Annotated in this window: 23 protein-coding genes and 1 pseudogene; 11 read left to right on the forward strand and 13 right to left on the reverse strand. The window is 60.7% G+C overall.

What is annotated here, in order from left to right; genetic code table 11:
- Window positions 1-52 precede the first annotated feature (52 nt).
- Window positions 53-199 (reverse strand): annotated as a pseudogene (locus IF199_RS21350) (arylesterase); the annotation flags it as partial.
- A gap of 150 nt (window positions 200-349) precedes the next feature.
- On the opposite strand from IF199_RS21350, the gene hxsA2 reads away from it, so the two are divergent.
- The 4 genes from hxsA2 to hxsC all read left to right on the forward strand — a co-directional run bounded on the left by hxsA2 (window position 350) and on the right by hxsC (window position 3545).
- Window positions 350-634, forward strand: coding sequence for a His-Xaa-Ser repeat protein HxsA2 (gene hxsA2, locus IF199_RS30625; protein ID WP_081493573.1), 285 nt, complete (start codon window positions 350-352; stop codon window positions 632-634).
- 1 nt (window position 635) lies between these two features.
- Window positions 636-938, forward strand: a complete 303-nt coding sequence (locus IF199_RS21355; protein ID WP_192558642.1) for a His-Xaa-Ser system protein HsxD — start codon at window positions 636-638, stop codon at window positions 936-938.
- 97 nt (window positions 939-1035) lie between these two features.
- A complete protein-coding gene (gene hxsB, locus IF199_RS21360; protein ID WP_238553833.1) occupies window positions 1036-2388 on the forward strand; it encodes a His-Xaa-Ser system radical SAM maturase HxsB in 1353 nt (450 codons plus the stop codon).
- On the forward strand, window positions 2382-3545 hold the full coding sequence (gene hxsC, locus IF199_RS21365; RefSeq protein WP_192558643.1) for a His-Xaa-Ser system radical SAM maturase HxsC: 1164 nt from the start codon (window positions 2382-2384) through the stop codon (window positions 3543-3545). The genes hxsB and hxsC overlap by 7 nt, the downstream gene beginning before the upstream one ends.
- 24 nt (window positions 3546-3569) lie before the next feature.
- Here hxsC and IF199_RS21370 read toward each other — a convergent pair whose 3' ends face one another.
- Window positions 3570-4175, reverse strand: a complete 606-nt coding sequence (locus tag IF199_RS21370) for an arylesterase (protein WP_096821062.1) — start codon at window positions 4173-4175, stop codon at window positions 3570-3572.
- A 10-nt stretch (window positions 4176-4185) separates the two neighbouring features.
- On the opposite strand from IF199_RS21370, the gene IF199_RS21375 reads away from it, so the two are divergent.
- Genes IF199_RS21375 through greB form a run of 3 tightly spaced genes read left to right on the forward strand, consistent with a single transcriptional unit; the run spans window position 4186 to window position 7905 of the window.
- Entirely contained in the window at window positions 4186-4869 is a 684-nt protein-coding gene (locus IF199_RS21375; RefSeq protein WP_085730571.1) for an ABC transporter ATP-binding protein, read from the forward strand.
- Window positions 4869-7373, forward strand: a complete 2505-nt coding sequence (locus tag IF199_RS21380; RefSeq protein ID WP_192558644.1) for an ABC transporter permease — start codon at window positions 4869-4871, stop codon at window positions 7371-7373. The genes IF199_RS21375 and IF199_RS21380 overlap by 1 nt, the downstream gene beginning before the upstream one ends.
- Before the next feature lie 34 nt (window positions 7374-7407).
- Window positions 7408-7905, forward strand: a complete 498-nt coding sequence (greB, locus tag IF199_RS21385; protein ID WP_003226818.1) for a transcription elongation factor GreB — start codon at window positions 7408-7410, stop codon at window positions 7903-7905.
- A gap of 3 nt (window positions 7906-7908) precedes the next feature.
- Here greB and IF199_RS21390 read toward each other — a convergent pair whose 3' ends face one another.
- The 3 genes from IF199_RS21390 to IF199_RS21400 all read right to left on the reverse strand — a co-directional run bounded on the left by IF199_RS21390 (window position 7909) and on the right by IF199_RS21400 (window position 10431).
- Entirely contained in the window at window positions 7909-8217 is a 309-nt protein-coding gene (locus IF199_RS21390) for a hypothetical protein (protein WP_096821060.1), read from the reverse strand.
- A 250-nt stretch (window positions 8218-8467) separates the two neighbouring features.
- Complete coding sequence (locus IF199_RS21395; RefSeq protein WP_096821059.1) at window positions 8468-8902, reverse strand: DoxX family protein; 435 nt, start codon at window positions 8900-8902, stop codon at window positions 8468-8470.
- 107 nt (window positions 8903-9009) lie between these two features.
- On the reverse strand, window positions 9010-10431 hold the full coding sequence (locus IF199_RS21400; protein WP_096821058.1) for an MltF family protein: 1422 nt from the start codon (window positions 10429-10431) through the stop codon (window positions 9010-9012).
- 236 nt (window positions 10432-10667) lie between these two features.
- On the opposite strand from IF199_RS21400, the gene IF199_RS21405 reads away from it, so the two are divergent.
- From IF199_RS21405 to IF199_RS21415, 3 genes are all read left to right on the forward strand, one after another.
- Window positions 10668-11474, forward strand: a complete 807-nt coding sequence (locus tag IF199_RS21405; protein ID WP_192558645.1) for a TatD family hydrolase — start codon at window positions 10668-10670, stop codon at window positions 11472-11474.
- 122 nt (window positions 11475-11596) lie between these two features.
- The gene (locus IF199_RS21410) at window positions 11597-13075 is read left to right on the forward strand and encodes a methyl-accepting chemotaxis protein (protein WP_096821056.1); all 1479 of its coding nucleotides are present in this window, start codon (window positions 11597-11599) and stop codon (window positions 13073-13075) included.
- A 119-nt stretch (window positions 13076-13194) separates the two neighbouring features.
- Entirely contained in the window at window positions 13195-13560 is a 366-nt protein-coding gene (locus IF199_RS21415) for an Mpo1-like protein (RefSeq protein ID WP_085730565.1), read from the forward strand.
- Window position 13561: 1 nt separating this feature from the next.
- Here IF199_RS21415 and IF199_RS21420 read toward each other — a convergent pair whose 3' ends face one another.
- The 3 genes from IF199_RS21420 to IF199_RS21430 form a co-directional block, all read right to left on the reverse strand.
- Window positions 13562-14356 carry an acyl-CoA thioesterase gene (locus tag IF199_RS21420; RefSeq protein WP_192558646.1) on the reverse strand — a complete coding sequence of 265 codons (795 nt, stop codon included), beginning with the start codon at window positions 14354-14356 and terminating at the stop codon, window positions 13562-13564.
- Window positions 14357-14476: 120 nt separating this feature from the next.
- The gene (locus IF199_RS21425; RefSeq protein WP_192558647.1) at window positions 14477-15244 is read right to left on the reverse strand and encodes a CHAD domain-containing protein; all 768 of its coding nucleotides are present in this window, start codon (window positions 15242-15244) and stop codon (window positions 14477-14479) included.
- A 77-nt stretch (window positions 15245-15321) separates the two neighbouring features.
- Complete coding sequence (locus IF199_RS21430) at window positions 15322-15600, reverse strand: hypothetical protein (RefSeq protein ID WP_096821053.1); 279 nt, start codon at window positions 15598-15600, stop codon at window positions 15322-15324.
- A gap of 217 nt (window positions 15601-15817) precedes the next feature.
- Here IF199_RS21430 and IF199_RS21435 point away from each other — a divergent pair, with 217 nt between their 5' ends.
- Complete coding sequence (locus tag IF199_RS21435) at window positions 15818-16855, forward strand: patatin-like phospholipase family protein (RefSeq protein ID WP_096821052.1); 1038 nt, start codon at window positions 15818-15820, stop codon at window positions 16853-16855.
- Here the strand turns inward: IF199_RS21435 and IF199_RS21440 are convergent.
- From IF199_RS21440 to kdpA, 5 genes are read right to left on the reverse strand one after another with little or no spacing between them, the layout of a single operon-like run.
- Window positions 16852-17550: a response regulator gene (locus IF199_RS21440; RefSeq protein ID WP_102620456.1), complete on the reverse strand. Its 699-nt coding sequence runs from the start codon at window positions 17548-17550 to the stop codon at window positions 16852-16854. The genes IF199_RS21435 and IF199_RS21440 overlap by 4 nt on opposite strands.
- A gap of 48 nt (window positions 17551-17598) precedes the next feature.
- Complete coding sequence (locus IF199_RS21445; RefSeq protein ID WP_192558648.1) at window positions 17599-20250, reverse strand: sensor histidine kinase; 2652 nt, start codon at window positions 20248-20250, stop codon at window positions 17599-17601.
- A gap of 28 nt (window positions 20251-20278) precedes the next feature.
- Window positions 20279-20824 (reverse strand): potassium-transporting ATPase subunit KdpC, encoded by a 546-nt coding sequence (kdpC, locus tag IF199_RS21450; RefSeq protein ID WP_096821049.1) that lies wholly within the window; start codon window positions 20822-20824, stop codon window positions 20279-20281.
- Window positions 20825-20881: 57 nt separating this feature from the next.
- Window positions 20882-22948, reverse strand: a complete 2067-nt coding sequence (gene kdpB, locus IF199_RS21455; protein WP_096821048.1) for a potassium-transporting ATPase subunit KdpB — start codon at window positions 22946-22948, stop codon at window positions 20882-20884.
- Between the two features lie 10 nt (window positions 22949-22958).
- Entirely contained in the window at window positions 22959-24653 is a 1695-nt protein-coding gene (gene kdpA / locus IF199_RS21460; RefSeq protein ID WP_096821047.1) for a potassium-transporting ATPase subunit KdpA, read from the reverse strand.
- Between the last annotated feature and the right edge of the window lie 2 nt (window positions 24654-24655).

Genomic DNA, 24655 nt, shown 5'->3' on the forward strand with positions numbered 1-24655 from the left:
GCTCCATTTAGGGGGGCGCCACATTAGCCGAAAGCCTGCCGCTAGAAAAGCCTCATAACAGCGGTTTTAGCGTAGGCCAGACATTTTCCAGCAACTTGCCCTGGGCCCCGACCGCCGGGTGCAGACCATCGGCCTGCATCAAGTCGGGATGACCGCCGATTCCGTCGAGGAAAAACGGCACCAGCGGGATTTTTTTCTGAGGAGATCCTGCCCAAAATTCTACCCCCCTTACTACGCCTGTCGGATTTTGACCATGGAACACATAGCAACGTTAATTTCATATTGACATCACGATTGTCCGACGGAGAGACTCAGAGAGTAACCACACCCCTGATAAGGAAATCCAATAATGAAAAATCGCTCCTTTTTGGTACCTATGGCGACTTTGGCAGCAGCAGTTGTTGCAGAGCATGCTTCAGCATCAGTACCTCACCAGATCATCGACCCCGCCACCGACCAAACAATCCCAACTCAATCGCCTCCTCAGAGCGAAAACCTTTCTGTTCGCGGCGGCAACGATTTGTTTACGTTTGTATTGAAGCGCGGGGACCAAGGTCAATTCATGGCCTACCACAGCTCTCACAGCTCCCACTCATCGCACAGTTCGCACAGCTCTCACCATTCGGGCTCCTGATATGAAGTACGAGGTGGCACTTGTATTTGATGAGCAGCTCTACGACGCACAAGCGCTGCAAAAAGCTGCTTATCGCGCGATGAACTCGCTGACGGCTGATATTGCGCGTGCTGATGGGAAATTCAGCTGCGTTCTGTCCTCAAATATCGGCATCGACGAACCCACATTTCTGCTCGCTACTCAAGAATTCAAGAAGGACGTAGTCGACTACCAGCTTCGCCTCCGGCTGAATGCTGAAACTCTGCAGATCAAAAATCTGATCCTTGGACTGGCCTTCTCAAAAACCGGGCTGATCAGTGAGTAAATTTCAGGCGCTTGACTTCTATCTACAGCATCGTCCTTACGAGCTGTTGCCATTCAAATTTGACCGTCTGAATGACTGTGAGTACGTCATTATCAATATGGCAGGCGAGTATCACGTTTTACCGATACCGCTGCTCGAGCCACTGATCAACAGGACGCTACCGCTTACATCGGAGCTGATACCAACGCTCCGCTCAAAGCAATTCATACGATTTCCAGATGAGCAGACACCTCTACAGCTACTAGCTCTCAAGATTCGCACTCGCTTGTCCAGACTGGCTCAATTCACCAATTTGCATATCTTTGTCGTCACCCTTCGCTGCGACCATAGCTGTCCCTATTGCCAAGTCTCCAGGCAGTCGGAAAGCAAAGGTGAATTCGACATGACTACAGAGATGGCTGACCGGTCATTGGATTTCGTTTTCATGTCCCCCAATCCAGCCATCAAAATTGAGTTTCAGGGCGGAGAGCCGTTGCTGAATTTTGAAATGGTGAGATACGTTGTCCTTAACGCCAAAAAACGCAACCTGAAAGAAGGTCGTGACCTTCAGTTCGTGATCGCAACCACGCTGTCGCTATTGACTGATGAGATGCTGGATTTCTGTAAGCAGCACAGCATAGTGCTTTCATCTTCCCTCGACGGACCAATGAGCATCCATAATGCCAATCGCCCGCGTCCTGGTCGGGATAGCCACCAGCGCTTCGAAGAAGGGTTAGCGAAAGCACGAGCAGTACTCGGTTACGATCAAGTGTCTGCGCTGATGACGACCACCGACAAGAGCCTACCGCATGTACGAGCCATCATTGATGAGTACTTACGTCTAGGCTTTGATGGGATTTTTCTCCGCACTCTCTCGCCATATGGCTTTGCGATCAAGACCAAGAAATTCCTGTCATATGACACTGAACGTTGGCTGGAATTTTACAAGGAAGGTCTTGAATACATCATCCAGCTGAACAAGTCCGGCGTACGATTTGTAGAGCAGTACTCTTCGCTTGTACTGGCAAAAATGCTCACATCAACAGACCCAGGATTCGTTGATCTGATGAATCCAGCAGGGGTTGGAATTGCTGCCATCGTGTTCAATTATGATGGCTCGGTCTATGCCTCAGATGAAAGTCGTATGCTTGCAGAAATGGGCGACCATACCTTCAGATTAGGCAACATACTGGAACAATCCTATGAAGAGATCATCCTTTCCGATCAATTGCTTGATGCACTGGAAAACTCCTTTACGCTGAGTGCTCCCATGTGTTCTGACTGTGCATTTGAACCCTATTGCGGCTCGGAGCCCGTCTACCATCACGCCATGCACAAGGATCTGGTAGGCAGGAAACCAGAATCCTCGTTTTGTAAGCGAAACATGGCGATCTTTAAGCACCTCCTAGAGTTGATGGAAAACGACGAAGAAACGAAACGGATTTTTATGGGGTGGGCCAATCGATGCTGAAGCTCAGTGGAAAAATTATCCGTATCCACGCGGTTGATGTTTACAAGGATCTCACGCTAATCAAGGTCTCCACGAACCGGAACCTTCCCGAAATCCTCCGGAGAGAAATGGCCTATCTGGCTTCTGAACTCCCTGTCCCCATCGGATTCGCGCACTACCTTCTAACTGAGAAGCATCAGAATTTGGCTCAAGATCTACCACCAGATTCCGATTACTCGATTCTTCCGAACGATTACGACTACATTAGCAACAATGACATTGTCCGTCTTTCCGCTGACCGTCAAAGCATACGAGTTCTGTTTCGAGCCTCGTCGCCTAACAACAGCATCCTGCTGACCGAGCAATGCAACAACTACTGCCTCATGTGCTCTCAGCCTCCTAAAACGGCAGATGACTCATGGCTACTCGATGAGATCGAGAGCTTGATTCCGCTGATTCCTCGAGAGACCCGCGAATTAGGCTTCACGGGGGGGGAGCCGACGACCAACAAGGAGCGGTTTCTTAAAATTATTCGCCTGACAAAAAGCTATTTGCCAAGAACCGCTATCCATATCCTTTCGAACGGAAGAAGCTTCAAAGACCCATCGTTTGCCGAAGATTATGCAGCGATTGGATTACCAGATGCGATGGTCGGTATTCCTGTCTACTCAGACGATCCATCTCTGCATGATTACATCGTGCAGGCTCAAGGCGCATTCGAAGAAACCATACGAGGCATTCTGAATCTGAAGCGCTTGGGCCAGAGAGTGGAAATTCGAATCGTCATTCATAAGCTGTCAGTATCGCGACTTACTCAGCTATGTGAGTTCATTGCCCGCAACCTTCTGTTCGTCGATCAGGTCGCTTTGATGGGTCTTGAAATGATGGGGTTTACCCGCGCAAATCTTGACGAACTATGGATTGACCCCATCGAGTACAAAGACACGCTCAGCAAATCGGTGCAAATTCTTACCAAATATGGAATGAACGTATCGGTGTACAACCATCAGCTCTGTCTGGTTAACCCAGATATTCTTCCGTATTACCGAAAGTCGATCAGCGACTGGAAAAACGAGTTCGCGCCGGAGTGCGAAGGGTGCCGAAAACAAGGCGAATGCGGAGGCTTTTTCGCGTCTGGGATCAAATTTGGATACAGCAAGCAACTATCTCCCTTCTGATCTACAACCTACCGCAAGGCCGATTTATAACAGCGGTTTTAGCGTAGGCCAGACATTTTCCAGCAACTTGCCCTGGGCCCCGACTGCCGGGTGCAGACCATCGGCCTGCATCAAGTCGGGATGACCGCCGATTCCGTCGAGAAAAAACGGCACCAGCGGGATCTTTTTCTCCTCGGCCAGTTGGCCGTACACCTGCGCGAACGCATCGGTGTAGCGCTTGCCGTAATTGGGCGGCAATTGCATGCCGAGCAACAGCACCCGGGCACCGCTTTGACGGGAGCTGTCGATCATCGCCGCAAGGTTTTGTTGCAATTGCGTCGGCGGCATTCCGCGCAGGCCATCGTTGCCGCCCAACTCGAGGATCACCAGCTCCGGCTTATGCTCTGCAAGCAGCGCCGGCAGGCGCGCCTGGCCTCCGGCACTGGTGTCGCCGCTGATGGAGGCATTGACCACTTTATCGTCAAAACCTTCGGCCTTGAGCCGCTGCTCGAGCAGCGACACCCACCCCAACCGGGTATCCAGTCCGAAACCGGCGCTGATACTATCGCCAACGATCAGGACTGTACCCGCCGCTGCGTTCTGGGCCATGCACATCAAGGCCAGGCCAGCACTCAAAAACCACACACGCATCGGATTCTCCATGGGCGCAAGCATTCTCACCGCGAAGAACCTTAGCAAAGTGGTTCCCAGCGCGGAAGGTGAACTGACCATCCTGCACGAACTCAGCCTGGAACTGAACAAGGGCGACAGCCTGGCCATCGTCGGCGCGTCCGGCTCCGGCAAATCCACCCTGCTCGGCCTGCTCGCCGGCCTCGATCTGCCAAGCAGCGGCGAAGTCATTCTCGCCGGCCAGTCCCTGAGCAATCTTGACGAAGACCAGCGCGCACGCATTCGTGCCGAACACGTGGGTTTCGTCTTTCAATCCTTCCAGTTGCTCGACAGTCTCAACGCCCTGGAAAACGTCATGCTGCCGCTGGAACTCGACGGCCGCAAAGACGCCCGCGGTCGCGCCACCGAATTGCTGCAACGGGTTGGCCTCGGCCAGCGCCTGACGCACTCGCCGCGCCAGCTCTCCGGTGGCGAACAGCAGCGTGTAGCGATTGCCCGAGCCTTCGCTGCCGAACCGGATGTGCTGTTCGCCGACGAACCCACCGGCAACCTCGACAGCCACACCGGCGAGCGCATCAGCGACTTGCTGTTCGAACTGAACAAGGAGCGCGGCACCACCCTGGTGCTGGTGACCCACGATGAACGCCTGGCCCATCGCTGCCGGCGCCTGATCCGACTTGAAGCCGGCCTGCTGGTCGCCCCCCTGGAGCCTTGATGGCACGTCTGCCGCTGTTGCGTCTGTTCAGTCTTGCCCTGCGCCAACTCGCGCGCGATGCCCGCGCCGGGGAGTTGCGGGTGCTGTTCTTTGCCTTGCTGGTGGCGGTTGCCGCCAGTACCGCCATCGGCTACTTCGGCGCTCGTCTGAATGGTGCCATGACCTTGCGCGCCACCGAGTTTCTTGGCGCGGACCTGGTGCTCGAAGGCAGCTCTCCCGCCCGAACGGAACAGATCAAGAGCGGCACCGAGCTGCGCCTCGACCATGCGCAGATCGTTGAATTCTCCAGCGTCATCGCCACCGATAACGCCATTCAGTTGTCGAGCATCAAGGCCGTCGACCGCGCCTATCCGCTGCGTGGCGAATTGAAAAGTGCCCCGGCACCGTTTGCCGCCGAAACGTCGGGCGGCGAACCACAACCGGGAGAAGCCTGGGTCGAATCGCGCCTGCTCACGGCGCTGGACCTTAAGATCGGCGACAGCATCGACGTCGGCATGAAGACGCTGAAGCTCACAAGGGTGCTGACCTACGAGCCGGATCGTGCCGGCAACTTCTACAGCCTGACGCCACGGGTGCTGATCAACCTCGACGACCTCGCCGCGACCGGTGTGGTCCAGCCTGGCAGCCGGGTGAGCTACCGCGAATTGTGGCGCGGTGAACCCAACGCGCTGGAAACCTATCGCCAACTGATCAAACCGGGCCTTGCCGCCAACCAGCGGATTGAGGATGCCCGCGACGGCAACCGGCAGATCGGCGGCGCACTGGGCAAGGCCGAGCGTTATCTGAACATGGCCAGCCTGGTCGCCGTGCTGTTGGCCGGTGTGGCAGTGGCATTGTCGGCGAATCGCTTCGCCAGCCGTCGCTTCGATGCCAGTGCCCTGCTGCGTTGCCTGGGTCTGTCTCGCCGGGAAACCATGGTCCTGTTCAGCCTGCAACTGGCGGTGCTCGGATTGTTCGCCAGCCTCAGCGGCGCCCTGCTCGGCTGGCTTGCCCAGTTGGGATTGTTTGCGCTGCTGCATGATCTGCTGCCGACCGACGTACCGCCGGGTGGCTTGCTGCCGGCGCTGGCGGGGATCGGCACCGGGCTCGTTGCGCTGGCCGGTTTTGCCTTGCCGCCACTGGCCGCATTGGGCCGCGTTCCACCGCTGCGAGTTTTGCGCCGGGACATGCTGCCGATTCCGTCGAGCACCTGGATGGTCTACGGCGCAGCACTCGGTGCGCTCGGATTGATCATGTGGCGCCTGAGCCTGGATCTGTTGCTGACCTTTGCCTTGCTAGGCGGTGGCGTGGTCGCCGCGCTGGTGCTGGGTGGTTTGCTGTTGCTGCTGCTCAATAGCCTGCGTCGTCTGCTGGCTCGTGCATCGCTACCGTGGCGTCTCGGCTTGGGCCAGTTACTGCGTCATCCGCTCGCGGCAGCAGGACAGTCCCTGGCATTTGGTCTGATCCTGCTGTCCATGGCGCTGATCGCTTTGCTGCGCGGTGAATTACTCGACACCTGGCAAAACCAGCTGCCGAAAAACGCCCCCAACTATTTCGCCCTGAACATCCTGCCGGCGGACAAGCAGGCCTTCACCGATCACCTGATCAATGTCTCGGCCCAGGCTGCGCCGTTGTATCCGGTGGTGCCGGGACGACTGATCAGCATCAACGGCGAAGCGGTGCAGCAGATCGTCAGCAAGGACTCGGCCGGTGACCGGGCGATCCAGCGCGACCTGAGCCTGACCTGGGCCGCTGACCTGCCGGAAGGCAACAAGCTCACTGCCGGTGAGTGGTGGAAAGATCAGCCACAGGACGATGTGCCTGGCGTGTCGGTGGAAGGCAAAGTCGCCGAAAGCCTCAAACTCAAACTCGGCGATCACCTGGTGTTCACCGTTGGCGGAGTGAATCGTGAAGCGAAGGTCACCAGCCTGCGGGAGATCAACTGGGACAACTTCCAGCCGAACTTCTTCATGATCTTCCAGCCCGGCACCCTGAAGGATTTGCCAGCAACCTACCTGACCAGCTTCTATCTGGCGCCCGGTCACGACCAGCAGATTGTCGAGTTGTCACGAGCATTCCCGGCGGTGACCATCCTGCAAGTCGAAGCCTTGCTCGAACAGTTGCGCAGCATCCTCGCCCAAGTCACCCTGGCGGTGGAGTACGTGTTGTTGTTTGTGTTGGCAGCCGGGATGGCGGTGCTGTTTTCCGGGTTGCAGGCAACCCTTGATGAACGCATTCGCCAGGGCGCGCTGTTGCGTGCGCTGGGGGCAGAACGGCAGTTACTGGTCAAGGCGCGGCGGATCGAGTTCGGCCTGCTCGGTGCGGTCAGCGGCTTGCTGGCGGCCATCGGTTCGGAAGTGGTGAGTCTGGTGTTGTATCGCTTCGCGTTCGACCTGCCCTGGCACCCGCATCCATGGTTGCTGGTGCTGCCGTTGATCGGTGCGGCCCTGATCGGTGGCGCCGGTGTGTTCGGCACCCGTCGGGCCCTGAATGCGAGCCCGCTGACAGTGCTGCGCGAGGGTTGATAGACTCCAGCCCTCAATACCACAAGAAGTTGCCATGAGCCGTTATCGCCCTCCCCGCACCGCTGGCACCGCGCTGATCACCCCCGAAGGTGAAGCGCGGATGCGCGCCGAATTCCATGAGTTGTGGCACGTACGCCGGCCACAGGTGACGCAGTCGGTCAGCGAGGCGGCGGCTCAGGGCGATCGTTCGGAGAATGCCGAGTACACCTACGGCAAGAAAATGCTGCGCGAGATCGACAGTCGCGTGCGCTTTCTCACCAAGCGCCTCGAGGCGCTGAAGGTGGTCAGCGAAAAACCGAGCGATCCGAACAAGGTCTACTTCGGCGCCTGGGTGACCATCGAAGATGAGGACGGCAAACAGTCGCGCTACCGCATCGTCGGCCCGGACGAGCTGGATCTGAAACTGGGCCTGATCAGCATCGACTCGCCGCTGGCCCGCGCCCTGATCGGCAAGGCGCTGGACGCCGAAGTTCGGGTACAGACGCCAACCGGCGAGCAATTCGTCTACATCGTGGCGATCGACTATCCCTGACACTCAGCGCCGGGCAATCAGACCCTGGCGGGCAACGCGGGTCAGCTGACGGATCATTTCCGGGGCGTCTTCAGCGTTGGGCGACTGGATCACCGCCAGGTCGAAACTGTCATCGGCAAAACGCGCGAGCGACTCGCCGTCTTCGACAAACTGGATCAGGAAGGCGGCAGGACCGCCGCTGCGACGTGGCCAGCCATCGAGATAACGCAACAGCGTCGGCTGGTGTTTGCCGCCAAGCAGGATTTTTGGATTGCGCTGGGTGATATGTGCCGTGATCGGCGCGGGACGTGCTGGAGGGCGAAGTGCATTCATCGTGTCGTGTCTCTGCCTCAAAAGTCTGCATGGCAGGTGAGAGGCAACACCGAACCAGCGCTTTAGCGGTATTTCGAAGCCCTGTCCCGGCTTCTGACGGCAACTGAAGAATAGTCACCTGGCGCCCCGCAAGTAGCTGTTTAAATCGGCGCATGAGCGGCATCCTAGAGAACGTGACCAGCCAGTGTCAAGAATCAGCCGCAACAAAAAAGGCCCGCACAATGCGGGCCTTTTGCTTGAACCAGAGCGGTCAACCGGCGATGGCGCGATCCACCGAGAGTTTGCCGGCGCCTTCGATCAGCACCGCGAGGCTGCCACCGAGCAGGGCCAGGGCGAACTCGTAACCGTTGTTGGCCATGAACAGACCGTTGTGGATGTGCACCGAGAAGATCGCGACCAGCGACAGGAAGGTCAGCCCCAGTGCCGCCGGGCGAACCAGCAGACCGATGATCAATGCCAGACCGGCGAAGAACTCAGTACCGCCCGCCAGAGTCGCCATCAGGTAACCCGGGGTCAGACCGATGCTTTCCATGTATTGCGCAGTGCCGGCCAGGCCGTAGCCACCAAACAGGCCGAAGAGTTTCTGCGAACCGTGGGCGGCGAAGATCACGCCGACGGCAATGCGCAGAATGGTCAGACCGTAGCCAGCGCGGGTGAACAGGACCTTGTTGATCAGAGAGCTCATGTTTCGATTCCTTGTTGTGAGAAGTGCTTGTTGGTTGGCCGCCATATTAATCAGTTAAATTTATGTTAAAAGCGCAAATATTCCGCCATAACAATCAATTTATTAGATCATTTGCGTGAGACAACTTTCTGTCCCCGGGGCTCCAACGACTCCCGCTCCCGGTCGAACGCCAAGTAATACTTGTTCACGCTATTAACATAGCTGACGGCGCCCATGCCCACCTGCTCCATCGCGATGCGCTCGACCTGAAAGAACCACTGGTTCGGGTTCAGCCCACGGCGTCGGGCCTCGGCGCGCATGCCCTGCACACGCTCCGGGCCGATGTTGTAGGCGGCCAGGGTGAACGCCATGCGCTCGCGCTCGTTGAGCTTGGGGCTGTTGAAGAACTTGCGACGGATCATCGCCAGGTACTTGGCTCCGGCCTGCACATTCGCATCGAGATTCTGGATGTTGTTGACGCCGACCCGCTGTGCGGCGGATGGGGTGATCTGCATCAGCCCGGTCGGGCCTCCGCCGCCGCGTGCACTGGGTTGCAGTGCCGACTCCTTGAACGCCAGCGCTGCCAGGTTCAGCCAGTCCATGTTCTGCGCTTCGGCATGTTTTTGCAGGGTCGGACGCAGTTTTTCCAGGCGCTGGCGGTCAGCCTTGGCCAATGGATAGTGCACTTGATAGAGACGGCGGTAGATCCGCAGAAACGCTGCATCTTCGTTCGACGGCGTCTTGTAGCCGGTCAGGAAGCGGTCGATGCTCGCTCGCAGCATCGCGGCATCGCGCCGCACGAACCAGTACTCCTCGCCCGGCTCGCTGATCATCAACTGCCGGTCGAAGCGCAGTTTGGGCAGAATTTTCCCCCAGCGCTCGGCAATCGGTTGCTCGACGATGGTCAGGTGGAAGATCCCGCCCTGGACCATTTCCAGCACGTCCTCGACGGCCAACGTAGGATCGACCCATTCGATCTTGATCGGCGCCAGTTTGTGCAGCGCCAGTTTCTGGTTGAGCTGGCTGACCGCCTCCCCCGCCGCACTGCCAGTGGGCAGCGCCAGGGTTTTGCCGGCGAGTTGCTCGACCTTGGTGTAGCGCTTCTCACCCTTGATGCCGACCAGCACCAGCGGCACGTTGCTGGCGATCGGCTCGCTGCTGGCGACCGCGTGACCCGGTTGCAGATCGAGCAGCTCGCCCGGCGCTACCAGATCGCCTTCGCCACGCTGCAATGCGCCGAGTAATTGATCCTTGGCTTTGGGGATGATCTTGAGGGTGATTTCCTGGCCGTCGCGTGCGTGGCCATTGAGGTACTGCTCGAAGGCGCGCAAACGGTGATATTCGACGCCGATGGTCTGGCCCTGAACTTCGCCGGAGCTGTTGCGGCTCTGGTTGACCAGCACCCGCAGCACGCGGCTGTTGCGGATTTCGGTCAGGTCGCGGACCTTGGTGGCCGGCACGGCTTGCAGCGGCCCGGGCAGGCGCGCGACCGCCGTCATCGGCAGCAGCAACGAACCACACAGCAGTAGCAAAACCGAGGGACGAACCATCCACTCTCCGGAAAGAATACGGGGTGTTTTCACCGCTGAGCGGTCGCAAAACACCGACGAAAACAGAGCGCCTGAAGCGCTGACAAAGTGCGAGAGACTGGCACAGTGATGGCAACTCTGTCACCCCATCCTGTCTCGCGGCCTCAACAGACAGCCATAAGCCGTTGTAGTTCTTGGCTTTTCTTTTAAATCTACCGCTCTGATATGCTTTCCGGCCTTCGGCCCGAGGTAGCACCATGCAACTCATCGATATCGGCGTCAACCTGACCAACCCCAGTTTCGCCGACAAACACCAGGCCGTGCTCGACCGCGCCTACGCTGCCGGGGTCTGCCAACTGGTGCTCACCGGCACCAGCGTCGAGGGCAGCGAACAGGCGCTGGAACTGTGCCAGCAACTGGATCCGGACGGGCAGCGACTGTTCGCCACCGCCGGTATTCACCCGCATTCGGCCAGTGACTGGAACGCCGACAGCGCACGGCGTCTGCGCAGTCTGCTGAAGGAATCGAACGTGGTGGCGGTGGGTGAATGCGGGCTGGATTTCAACCGTGATTTCTCGCCGCGCCCGCAGCAGGAAAAAGTCCTCGAAGAACATCTGGCCCTGGCCGTGGAACTGCAATTGCCGGTGTTCCTCCATGAGCGCGATGCGAGCCAGCGCCTGCTGGAAATCCTCCGTGATTTTCGTGATCAGTTGCCTGCCGCTGTGGTGCATTGCTTCACCGGCGAGCAGAAAGCGCTGTTCAGTTACCTCGACCTCGACCTGCACATCGGTATCACCGGCTGGATCTGTGACGAGCGTCGCGGCACCCATTTGCACCCGTTGGTGAAAGAGATCAAGCAGGGTCGACTGATGCTGGAAAGCGATGCGCCTTACCTGTTGCCGCGCACACTACGGCCAAAACCGAAGAACGGACGAAACGAGCCGGCGTATCTGACCGAAGTGTTGCGTGAAGTGGCGCTGCATCGAGGTGAAAGCGAGAAAGACCTCGCGGCCCACACCACCGCCTGCGCCCGGGCGTTCTACGGTTTACCTGCCCTGCCCTGAAACACTTCTACAAGCCCAGACGAACGCATCACTTGTTGATGCACATCAAGATCCGGACACCTGCGTAGCGGCACAATGCTGGCACCTTGCCAAAACTGTTTCCGCTATCAGAGAAGACCTCCATGGGTGCCTGGCTTAGCAATATCTCGCTTAAATACAAATTCTGGGCGGTCAATGCGGTCGCCTTCGTCACCACCCTGTTGTTGGTCTTGTACGCAGTGCAGCTCGAACAACAGGCCCGCAGCCATGCCGCGCAGGCCTCGGCGCAGGCACAAGCGCAATTGCTCAAGGCCTGGCCCGCAGGTCAGGCACTGCCCAAGAGCGATCAGGTGCTGACCTTCAAACGCGGTGAAGCGCCGCGCCTCAACGATCAACCGCTTTTGGAAATCACCGACAGCAACGGCTGGGTCGACATCAGCCACTTGCCTCTGTTCGGCGAAAACCCGTTGCTCGGCGCCGAGGTGTTTAGCCGCGCCGATGGCCAGGTCGCCGTCATTGCTTTCGCACCAAGCCTGAGCCAGGTATTCAGTGAGCGCTTCGCCAACTATGCGGTGGCAGTGTTCATTTTGATGTTGGCGATGCTCGGCGCTTCACAGTTGCTGATCCGCTTCCTGCTCAGCCAGCTCAACACGCTCAAGGACGTGATGCTGCACGTGGAAAAAACCGGCGATCTTTCAGCCCGGGTGCCGTTGGCCTGCAAGGACGAAGTCGGCCAGATGGCCAATGCCTTCAATGCGATGCAGGCCGGCTATCAGCGGGTGGTCACCACCGTGGCCAACACCGCGCGGCAACTGGACGTCGGCGCCGCACGGCTGGCATCGAGCATGAACGAGGTGCGCCACGGCATGCTTGGCCAGCAGAGCGAAACCGATCAGGCCGCCACGGCCATCAACGAAATGACCGCCACCGTCTACCACATCGCCCAGCACGCCGGCGCCACTCGCGACCTGTCGCAGACCGCCGACGGGCTGGCTGGCAGCGGCCAGCAAGTGGTGACCCGCGTCCAGCATTCGATTGCCGGGCTGTCCAGCGGCGTGCAGCAGACCGCCGAAATGATCCAGCGTCTGGCCGAGGACAGCCAGAAGATCAACGGCGTGGTCAGCGTGATCCACAGCATCGCCGAACAGACCAATCTGCTGGCGCTCAACGCCGCCATCGAAGCGGCCCGTGCCGGGGAAATGGGTCGCGGGTTTGCGGTGGTGGCCGATGAGGTGCGCAACCTCGCCAAACGCGTGCAGACCTCCACCGATGAAATCACCACCATGGTGTCGGCGTTGCAGGCCGGCACTCGCGATGCGGTGGACTTCATGCAGGAGAGTTCGTACAAAGCCGACGATTGCGTACAACAGGCGCAAGAGGCCGGTGAAGCGCTGGCGGAAATCACCGGGGCGGTAGCGCAAATGCGCGAGAGCAACACGCAGATTGCGGTAGCGGCAGAACAGCAGAGTCAGGTAGCCGAAGAGATGAACCGCGCCGTAGTGAGCATTCGTGATGTGACCGAGAACACGGTGCAGCAGACCGTGGATTCGGCGACCACCAGTAACGAGCTGGCGACGCTGGCCGGGGAATTGAACAAGGCGATCGGTCAGTTGAAGCTCTAGGGACAACATCAAGAATGGCCATTGTCCCTATCACTGCAATAGCCAACCTTGATTCGCCGCCCTGCCCGCCCGGGCCTATTCTTCAACCATGAATCGAACATGGATTGAGGAGCAACAACATGGGCAAACGTCACCCCAACCTTCCCGCGTGGCAATGGCGCGCGTACCCGGCCAATCATCAGCACCCGACCAATCTGGTGTTGCACCTGATCGCCGTGCCGCTGTTCATCGTTGCGTTTCTGTTGATCGTCTCGGGCGTGTTCAGCCTGAGTCTGGCGAGCGTGGCGATTGGCGTGATCGGGATCGTCGCGGCGCTGGGTCTGCAGCGCCACGGCCACAGCCTGGAGGCGCAAGCCTCCGAGCCGTTCAGTGATCGCAAGGACGCGGTATCGCGCCTGTTGGTCGAACAGTTCCTGACCTTCCCGCGGTTCTTTCTCAGTGGCGGCTGGTATCGCGCCTGGCGTGAACGCCATCGCCGTCATTGAGTCAGGCGAAGATTGTCACCGTTTGCCGGCTCATGGCGATCAGCTCACCCTGGGCGCTCCACAGCTTGGCAGCAACGTGGCCGTAGCCGTCGGCGGCATACTCGATGTCCGCCAGATATTGGCACCAGTCCAGCGTGCTCAAGTCGTGTAATGGCTGAACGAATTCGATGGTCCAGGTCAGCGTGCTGCCCGGTGCCGGTTTCTTCAGGTACGGCAACAGCGCGGGCGGCCAGGCATCGACCAGCGCCAGCAGATGCGCCTCGTTGACCGGTTCTTCCTTCACATCCCCACGCAAGCGCACCCAACCGCCCATCAGCCGCGACTGATTACCAGTGAACGGCATACCGCCGACACTCCAGCGCATCGCCAGATGGCGCATGAACTCCGGGGTCACACCTTTGATGTACGGTAGCTCCTGGCAGTCGTCCCAATGCTTCATCTCGGGCGCCGGATAGGCTTCAACCGCCACTTCCGACGGGCGCGAAGCACCGAAGCTGCCTTGCACCATCGTCACCACCTGGCCGTTCTGCACGGCGCGTCCCAGCACTTGAATGACCGCTTTGCCTTCGCGCAGTACCTCGACCTCGAAGCTCACCGGCACCTCGGGCTCGACCGGGCCGACAAAACTGATGGCCAGCGATCGAACAGGCCGATCGGTGGGTACCTTGGTGCGCATCACTTCAAATTGCAGCGCGGCAACCAATCCGCCAAAACTGGCCCGGCCCTGGCCCCACTCGGCCGGAATGGTGACCTCCGGTTGACGGCGGACAGCATCGATCAGATCGCAGAAGCGCATGGGAACCTCGGACACGAAAAAGGGAATGACCGGATCTTAACCAGCGCGGCAGAGCGGCGCAGCGTCCATTCCGGTCAAAGAGACTGACAGATAAGACAGCGCGCCGAGCTGAAGAGGGTTTCAGGACTTGAAGCAGGCGGCGCTGAGTTTCTCCAGCACCCGGTCCGCCTTGCTTTCGGCCTTGATCATGGTTGCCTGCCAGGTGGCGACGCAGGGTTGCAGATCCGCCTCCTGTTCGGCCTTCGCCAGCCATTGCCAGCAATCGTGCCAGTCACCCAGCGCGCCCTGTGCGGACTTCAGACGCTCCAACGCGGGTTTCGGCAGGCGATCGAGCTCGGGGTAGGCCTCGATGCCGTAACGCACACGCTTGATCAGCAGGCGCAGGCGATGACGGTCGTGGGCCGGATCGTGCAGCGCCACGTCGAGGTTCTTCCATTGTTTGCCCAGGCGTTTTTCGATGCGTTTGTCCAGGTCATTGAGCAATCCCTGACGCTGGGACGCCCGCAGGAAACGCGGAAACGCGTCGAGGATCATCAGCAGCGAAGCCACTTCCGCACTCGCCGCCAATGCCGGATAAGCCTCGGCCATCTGCGCCATGCGCCGCTGCGCGGCCTCAGGTTGCCCATGTTCGAGCAGATACGCCGCCAGCACCTCGCGATCGCGCCATGGCGTGGTCAGTTGACCGACGCCAGCCGCCGCGACTTCCAGTTGCTCGACACCGGGCAAACCGCGCAACGGCCGCAACAGGCTGCGCAAGCGGCGCACGGTGGTTCGCAGATCATGCAGCGCCTCAGGGTCGGTTTGAGCGGTCAAACGTGCCTGACAGGCCAGCAGCCTGACTTCCAGGCTCAGGACATGAGCCACCAACCGATCAACCAACGCAGACATTACTTGCTCCTGAATTCAATGGCGCTGCACAAGTGTGCACCTGCGCAAGGCACCTGCACTTGCGCTACGTCAGCAGCTTAGCGCCCGGCGCGGGATTCGCGAATGTAGAAACGCGCCTTCTCGGCTTTTCTGCTGCAACCCTCGAATCCCTCGAATTGCTGCTGAGTCTTGGCCGCTGTCAGCAACGACAGGGCCTTGGAGTAACTGACCGTGCCGGCGAAACCCTCGGCCTTGGCCAGATCCAGTTCATGCCACGCCGCGTCGAGCTGGCTGCCGCAGCTGTCGCGGTAGGCGGTCTTGCCGGCGCAACCGGCCAATGCCAGGGCAATCAAGGGCACACAGATCCAGGCTTTCATCACTTACACCTCAAAGATAGGTCAACAGTCGTGCAGTTAAGACGGTTCGGCGGCGAAAAAGTGCCTTGTGCCCCGTGATTCCACCGCACTGCGAAAGATAACGCCAGCGGGTCATGAAGTATCGAAATAACGACGCCACTGCCACCCCGAGCGACCGTGACGATTGTAGCCCGGCCCTCGATGGGTGCATTGTGGAAACCTGTCGGGAGGAAGTCTGATGAAAAAGCGTGTCGCACTGGTGCTGGGCTCCGGTGGCGCCCGGGGCTATGCCCATATCGGGGTCATCGAAGAGATTGAACGGCGTGGTTACGACATCGCCTGTATTGCCGGTTGTTCGATGGGTGCCGTGGTCGGCGGGATCTATGCCGCCGGCAAACTCGACGAATACCGCAACTGGATCGAAAGCCTGGATTATCTCGACGTGCTGCGTCTGGTGGACGTGAGTTTCCGACTCGGCGCGATCCGTGGCGAAAAGGTCTTCGGCCAGATCCGCAAGATCGTCGGCGAGATCAACATCGAAGACCTGCGCATCCCCTACACGGCGGTGGCCGCCGACCTCACCAATCAACAGGAAATCTGGTTTCAGGAAGGTTGCCTGCATCAGGCGATGCGTGCCTCGGCTGCGATTCCCAGCCTGTTCACCCCGGTGATGCAAGGCAACCGGATGCTGGTGGATGGCGGGATTCTCAACCCGTTGCCGATCGTGCCGGTGGTGTCGAGCCACTGCGATCTGATCATCGCGGTCAACCTCAACTCGACCAACCAGCGTCATTACAAATTGCCGGTGATACAGCGTCCCGCGGCGTTTCGCACACGCTTCGACAGCCTGATCAGTTCGCTGGGATCGAAGATGCCGTTCCGCCGCAAACAGGCCGAGCAATTGCTGTTGCTGGAACAGGAAGCACTGCGCGCCGAAGCGGCGGAAATCAATCCGTGGGTCGAAGGCGCCGAGCCTGAAACCCAGCAACCGGCCGCCGCCCCCGAACGCGACGGCGCCCCGAAATCCGCCACCGGTTCGTTCATCATCGATAACGTCGGGCCGGCGTCATTGCTGGACTTGATCAACCAGAGTTTCGAGGTGATGCAGACCTCGCTGGCGCAGTACAAGATCGCCGGGTATCCGCCGGACATCCTGATCAACGTGCCGAAGCGGGTCTGCCGGTTCTTCGAGTTCTACAAGGCGCCGGAGCTGATCGCATTGGGCCGCGAGATCGCCCGGGACACCCTCGACCGCTACGAGAGTGAACAGAACTAAAGGCTGTTCTCGTTCAACAACCGATAACCAACACCGGCCTCGGTCACGATGAATCGTGGCCGGGTCGGATCGTCCGCCAGTTTCTGCCGCAGGTGTCCGACCACGATCCGCAGATAGTGACTGTCCTCGGTGTGGGTCGGCCCCCAGATGTCCTTGAGCAATTGCTGCTGGGTGATCACCCGTCCCGGGTGCCGCGCCAGTTGCGCCAGCACGGCGTATTCCTTGCGGGTCAGGGCGACTTCGACGCCGTCGAGCAGCACCCGGCGATAGGCCAGGTCCACCGTCAGCGGGCCAAACACCAACGCTGCTTGCTGCGCTTCTCCGGCCGGCGCCTGGCGCAACAACGCGCGGACCCGAGCGAGAAACTCCTGAATACCGAACGGTTTGGTCACGTAGTCATTGGCGCCGCCATCCAGCGCCTGGACCTTCTGCCCTTCGCTGGCGCGCACCGACAGCACCAGCACCGGCGCCGTAGCCCACTCGCGAAACTCGCGCAAAACTTGTTGGCCGTCCATGTCCGGCAGGCCGAGGTCGAGCACCAACAGGTCAGGTTTGTTCAGCGCAGCCTGAGCCAGGCCTTCGGCACCGGTGCCGGCCTCCAGCACTTTGTAGCCTTGGGAAACGAGGCTGATGCGCAGGAACTTGCGGATCTGCGGTTCGTCATCGATGACCAAAATGGTCGCGGTCTGAGTCATGAGTTCACATCAACACAAAAGAGTGGCAAGAGAGTAGCGCAGCGCGGATCAGGCTTCACCGTCCATCCCCGGTTGCGCCTGCAAAGGCAGGTGCAGGGTGATGCAGGTGCCGTGTCCGTCGATACCGTCGCCGACACTGATCCGCCCGCCATGGGCGCCGACCATGCCCTGACAGATCGCCAGCCCCAGGCCGGTTCCCTGCCCGCCACGATCACCCCGGGCGGCGGTGTAGAACATGTCGAAAATCTTCGCCCGCTCATCGACCGGAATCCCCGGCCCTTCATCGCTGACCGAGAAAAACACTTCGCTGTCATCCGCCCCGGCACGCAATTGCAGACGGCCGTGGGGCGGCGAAAACCGCGCGGCGTTTTCCAGCACGTTGACCAGCGCCTGTTCGATCAACGCGGCATGGACGAACAGCAGCGGCAACTCGGCCGGCACATCCGTGCTCACTTGCAACGATGACAGCACCGCCCGCAGACGATTGAGCGCACTGCCGACGATGTCCGCTGGCGACACCCAGTCCCGCGCCAGTTTCAGGGCACCGTGACCGAGGCGAGTCATGTCCAGCAGGTTCTGAATGTAACGGTCGAGACGCTCGGCTTCATCACGGGTGCCCTCAAGCAATTCGCGACGATCCTCCAGCGGGATCGCTTCGCCGAGGGCCAGCAGGCTGTCGATACTGCCGCGCATCGACGTCAGCGGCGTGCGCAGATCGTGTGACACCGAGGCCAGCAAGGCACTGCGCAATTGTTCGGTTTCGCCGTGCAGACGCGCGGCTTCCAGGTCATCGGCCAGTTGCGCCCGGGCCAATGCCTGGGCCAACGGCTGGCTCAGCGCGGTCAACAAGCGGCGGCGTTGCCCACTCAAGGTCTGGCCTTCTTTGGCACACACACCGAGCAGCGCCAGCGGCCCGTCCTCCACCGACAGCGGCCACCACCACCAACGCCCGAATGGCAGCGTGCCGGTGCCCATGCCCGCCGGTTGATCGTGTTGCCAGGCCCAGTCGGCGGCGGCGCGTTCCGCTTCGGTGAATTGCAACGGCCCGCCGGTCTCGACTTTCCAGCCGCCCTGACCATCACGATTGAGCAGGCACAATTGCAGATCGCTCCAGCCATTGAGGTGCTGGGCGGCGGCGCTGACCACGGCCTGACGGTCGGTGGCGGCAGTGAGTTTACGCGACAGGTCGAGCAGCTCGGTGGTCTCTTCCTGGGTATCGCGCAACGCCTGCAATTGCCGACGCTGACGCGCCGCCAGGTTACCGGTGAGCGCCGCCATCAGCAGGAAGAACAGCAAGGTCAGTACGTCTTCTTCGCGCTGGATAGCGAAGGAAAAATTCGGCGGGATGAACAGAAAGTCATAGGTCAGAAACGACAGTGCCGCACAGGCCAGCGACGGCCCAAGGCTGCTGCGCACCGCCACCAGCAATACTGCGGCGAGGAACACCAGCGAGATGTTCGGCAACGGCAATACGCTGGACACCGCCCACGCCAGCGCACTGGCCAGAATGGTCGCCACCAGCGCCAGCGCATAGTCGAACCACACCAGAGCCGGCGCCGTCCGCAGGCGTGCCGAATGTTGTTTGTGATCGCTGTCCAGCACGTTGATTTCCAGACCGTGGGACTGACGCAACAAACGCGCGGCCAGACCACCGCCGAACAAACGCCGGCGCAGGCTCGGCCGCGACTGGCCGACCAGCACCAGACTTGCCCGGCGCTCGGTGGCGTGCTGGATCAAGGTCTTCGCCACTTCGCCGGCCCGCAACAACACCACTTCGCCGCCAAGCCGCTCGGCCAGTTGCTGGGCGCTTTGCAGGCGCAGGCGTGTTTGTTCATCGCGCACGCTGCCGTTATCGACGTGCACCAGACTCCACGGCAAATGCCGACGCTGGGCGACCCGACTGGCATGACGCACCAGCCGTTCGGCATCGGCATTGCCGTCGACCCCGACCAGCAAACGCCCGCGCACCGCCGGCGCAGCCTGACCGAGCTGGCGATAGCCTTGGGCGAGATCGTTATCGACCTGCGCCGCAGCCGTCTGCATCGCCAGTTCACGCAGCGCGGTGAGGTTGGTCTGGGTGAAAAACGCATCGATGGCGGCGCGTGCCTGCTCCGGCACATAGACCTTGCCCTCGCGCAAGCGCTCGAGCAGCTCCCGAGGCGGCAGGTCGATCAGCAGCAGTTCGTAGGCTTCCTGCAGCACCCAGTCCGGCAGGGTTTCGCGCACCTGCACACCGGTGATGCCGCGCACCTGATCGTTGAGGCTTTCCAGGTGCTGGACGTTGACCGTGGTGTAGACGTCGATGCCGGCGGCGAGCAATTCCTGAATGTCCTGCCAGCGTTTGGCGTGACGGCTGCCGGGGGCGTTGCTGTGGGCCAGTTCATCGACCAGCACCAGTTTCGGTTTTGCTGCGAGCAGGCCGTCGAGGTCCATTTCCTCCAGCGTCACGCCACGGTATTCCGAACGCACAAGCGGCAGTTGCGGCAAGCCGCCGAGCAGCGCTTCGGTTTCGGCGCGGCCGTGGGTTTCGACCACGCCGGCGATGACTTTCACGCCCTGACGCAACTGGCTGTGAGCCGCCTGCAACATCGCGTAGGTCTTGCCCACGCCCGGCGCGGCGCCGAGAAAAACCTTGAGCCGGCCACGGCCGTCGCGGGGCAGGTCTGCTAACAGCGCATCGGCGCGGCCGGAGTCACTCATGCTTGAAGGTCTCTTCCTGATTGATTCATTACAGCTTTTCCAGCGCCATGTTCAGCGCCAGCACATTCACCACCGGCGGGCCCACCAGCGGCTGTTCGATGTGTGCGTCCAGCAACTGCTGCAGGGTCGCCACCGGCACATTGCGCGCTGCCGCAACACGCGCCAGTTGATAGGCAATCGCGGCCGGTGGCAAGTGCGGATCGAGACCGCTGCCGGACGTGGTCAACAGCGCCAATGGCACCGGGCCCTGACCGGGCACCTGCAACTTGTTGGCGTCATCGATTACCCGGGTGGCCAACGCCGGATTGCTCGGCGCCAGGTTACTCGCGCTGCTCGAAACGGTGGCAAAGGCACCGGCCGAAGGACGTGGATGGAACCAGGCATCGCCGACAAAGTCCTGGGCGATCAGGGACGAGCCGCGCACCTTGCCTTCTGCGTCGTGCACCAGACTGCCGTTGGCCTGCTCGGGGAATGCGACTTGCGCGACTCCGGTAACCACCAGCGGATAGGCAACGCCGGTGACCAGGGTCATCAGCACCAGCAGGCTCAGGGCCGGACGGATCATTGTGGACATTTCAGACTCCTCGAATTCGTGCTTGAAGCGGTGTGCCCGGCACACCGCTGTTCAGGTTCAAACCAGATGCAACGCCGTCAACAGCATGTCGATCGCCTTGATCCCCACGAACGGCACCAGAATCCCGCCCAGGCCATAGATCAGCAGGTTGCGGCGCAGCAGCGCCGCCGCACTCGCGGCCTGCACCCGCACGCCGCGCAGGGCCAACGGAATCAGCACGACGATGATCAGAGCGTTAAAGACGATGGCCGACAGGATCGCGCTCTGCGGACTGCTCAGGTGCATGATGTTCAGCACGCCCAGTTGCGGGTAGATCGCAGCGAACAGCGCCGGCAGGATCGCGAAGTACTTGGCCACGTCGTTGGCGATGGAAAAAGTCGTCAGCGCACCACGGGTCACCAGCAATTCCTTACCGATCTGCACCACGTCCAGCAGCTTGGTCGGATCGCTGTCGAGGTCGACCATGTTGGCCGCTTCGCGTGCCGCCTGGGTGCCGTCGTTCATCGCCATGCCAACGTCAGCCTGGGCCAGCGCCGGGGCATCGTTGGCGCCGTCGCCGCACATCGCGACCAGGCGACCGTCGTTCTGCTCGTGACGGATACGCGCCAGTTTTTTCTCCGGTGTCGCTTCGGCCAGCACGTCGTCGACGCCTGCTTCAGCGGCAATCGCGGCAGCGGTCAGCGGGTTGTCGCCGGTGACCATCACCGTGCGAATCCCCAGTTTGCGCAGCTCGGCGAAACGCTCGCGGATACCCGGCTTGACCACGTCTTTCAGATGAATCGCACCGAGCAGTTTGCCATCGGCGCAGACCAGCAACGGCGTGCCACCGCTCTGGGCGATCTTGTCGATTTCACGGGACAGGCTCGGGGCCAGATCAGAACGTTGTTGACCGATGAACCCCAGCAACGAATCCACTGCACCTTTGCGGAATACGCGGCCCTGATAGTCGACACCGGACAAGCGGGTTTCTGCGCTGAACGGCACGGCGGTCAATACCTCCAGCGCAGGTTCCGCTTGCGGATGCAGGCCACGCAGGTACTCGACGATGGACTTGCCTTCGGCGGTTTCATCGGCAAGCGATGCGAACAGCGCGCCTTCGGCCAACTCGCGGCCGCTTACGCCGGGAGCCGCATACACCGCGCTGCAACGACGGTTGCCGAAGGTGATGGTGCCGGTCTTGTCCAGCAGCAACACGTGCACGTCGCCCGCCGCTTCCACTGCACGACCAGACTTGGCAATCACGTTCAGGCGCACCAGACGATCCATCCCGGCGATACCGATCGCCGACAGCAGACCGCCGATGGTGGTCGGGATCAGCGTGACCAACAGCGCCACCAGGAACACCAGCGGCAGGCTGCCGTTGGCGAAGTGGGCGAACGGTTGCAGGGTCACGACCACCAGCAGGAAGATCAGGGTCAGGCCGATCAGCAGGATGTCCAGCGCCACTTCGTTCGGGGTCTTCTGGCGTTTGGCGCCTTCGACCAGCGCGATCATGCGATCCAGAGTCGACTCACCAGGGTTGGCGGTGATTTTCACCATCAGCCAGTCAGACACCAGACGCGTGTTGCCGGTGACGGCGGAACGGTCGCCACCGGACTCGCGGATCACTGGCGCCGATTCACCGGTAATCGCGGCTTCGTTGACCGCCGCGATGCCTTCGATGACCTCGCCGTCACCGGGGATCATTTCCCCGGCCTCGACGCGCACCACATCGCCCTTGCGCAGGCTGGCGGCCGGCACTACCTGGAAGCTGCCGTTGGCCAGTTTGCGACGGGCGCTCAGGCCTTCGCTGCCAGCCTTGAGGCTGTCGGCGCGGGCCTTGCCACGACCTTCGGCCAGCGCTTCGGCGAAGTTGGCGAACAGCACGGTGAACCACAGCCACAGGGCAATTTGCGCCGCAACGAAGGTCGGCACGACGTTGTCCGGAATGAAGCACAACACGGTAGTGAAGATCGCCGTCAGTTCGACCACCAGCATCACTGGCGAGCGCACCAGTTGGCGCGGGTCGAGCTTGACGAACGCTTGCACCAGCGCCGGACGCCACAGGGCGCTGATCGCGGTTTTGGGCGCTTCTGCCGACTTGGCAGCTACCGCAGGTTTTGAAGCTGGAACATGCATATTCATGATGGATTCCTTAGAAGCCCATGCTCAGGTGTTCGGCAATCGGGCCGAGCGCCAGGGTCGGCAAGAAGGTCAGGCCGCCCACCAGCAAAATGGTCACGGTCAACAGGGTCACGAACAGCGGGCCGTGGGTCGGGAAGCTGTTCTGGCCGATCGGTGCGGTTTTCTTCATCGCCAGGCTGCCGGCCAGGGCCAGTACCGGGAGGATGTAACCGAAGCGACCGATCAACATGCCCAGACCCAGCATCAGGTTATGGAACGGTGTGTTGGCACTCAGGCCACCGAACGCCGAACCGTTGTTGGCGCTGGCCGAGGTGTAGGCGTAAAGCAACTGGCTGAAACCATGGGGGCCAGGGTTGCTGATGGTCGCCGCCGGGCCAGGCAGTGCAGCGGCAATCGCGCCCAGCACCAGCACGCCGACCGGCATCACCAGCAAGGTCACGACCAGCAATTGCACTTCGCGGGCCTGGAGTTTCTTGCCGAGGTATTCCGGGGTGCGGCCGATCATCAGGCCGGCGAGGAACACCGCGATCAGCACGTTCAGCAACATGCCGTAGAGCCCGGCGCCGACGCCGCCGAAGATCACCTCGCCGACCATCATGTTGACCAGCGCCACCATGCCGCTGAGCGGGTTGAGGCTGTCATGCATGCCGTTGACCGAACCATTCGAGGCCGCGGTGGTGGTCACCGACCACAGCACGGTGGCGGTGGTGCCGAAGCGCGATTCCTTGCCTTCCAGCGGCGCGGTCTGTTCGACGGCCACGTTGTTCAGCGCAGGGTTCGGCTGATACTCGGCCCACAGCGAAGTGGCGCCGCCGATCAGGAACAGCGCGAGCATGCAACCGATGATGGCGCGGCTCTGACGCAGGTCCTTGACGTAGTGGCCGAAAGTGAACACCAGCGCGACCGGGATCAGGATGATCGAGGTGACTTCAAACAGGTTGCTCCACGCGGTCGGGTTCTCGAACGGATGCGCCGAGTTGACCCCGAAGAAACCACCGCCGTTGGTGCCCAGTTGCTTGATTGCAATCTGGCTGGCTGCGGGGCCCAGCGGGATCACTTGATCGACGCCTTGCATCGTCACCGCATTCACATATTGCGCGAAGGTCTGTGGCACGCCCTGCCACACCAGGTACAGCGCCAGCAGCAGGCACAGCGGCAGCAGGCCGTAGAGGGTGGCGCGGGTCATGTCGGCCCAGAAGTTGCCCAAGGTCTTGGTCGATTTGCGACCGATGCCACGGCACAGCGCAACCAATACCGCGAGGCCAGTGGCGGCGCTTACGAAGTTCTGCACGGTGAGACCGACCATCTGGCTCAGGTAGCTGAGGGTCGCTTCGCCGCTGTAGGACTGCCAGTTGGTGTTGGTCATGAAACTGACGGCGGTGTTGAACGCTTGCGTCCACTCCTGGCCCGGCAGGTTTTGCGGGTTCAGCGGCAGGTGATCCTGGAACAACAGGATCGCGAACAGCAGCAGGAAACCCGCGAGGTTGAACGCCAGCAGCGCCAGCGTGTACTTCTGCCAGCTCTGTTCGTCCTGCGGATTGACCCCGGCCACGCGATAACAGCCGCGCTCGACCGGGCCGAGAATCGGCGTCAGCCAGGTGCGCTGACCTTCCATTACCTTGTAGTAGAAGCGCCCGAGGAACGGCGCCGGCAGCAACACCAACGCGAAAAACGCGAGGATCTGCCAATAGTCATAACTGTGCATAG

Source organism: Pseudomonas allokribbensis, from assembly GCF_014863605.1.
Classification (GTDB): Bacteria; Pseudomonadota; Gammaproteobacteria; order Pseudomonadales; family Pseudomonadaceae; genus Aquipseudomonas; species Aquipseudomonas allokribbensis.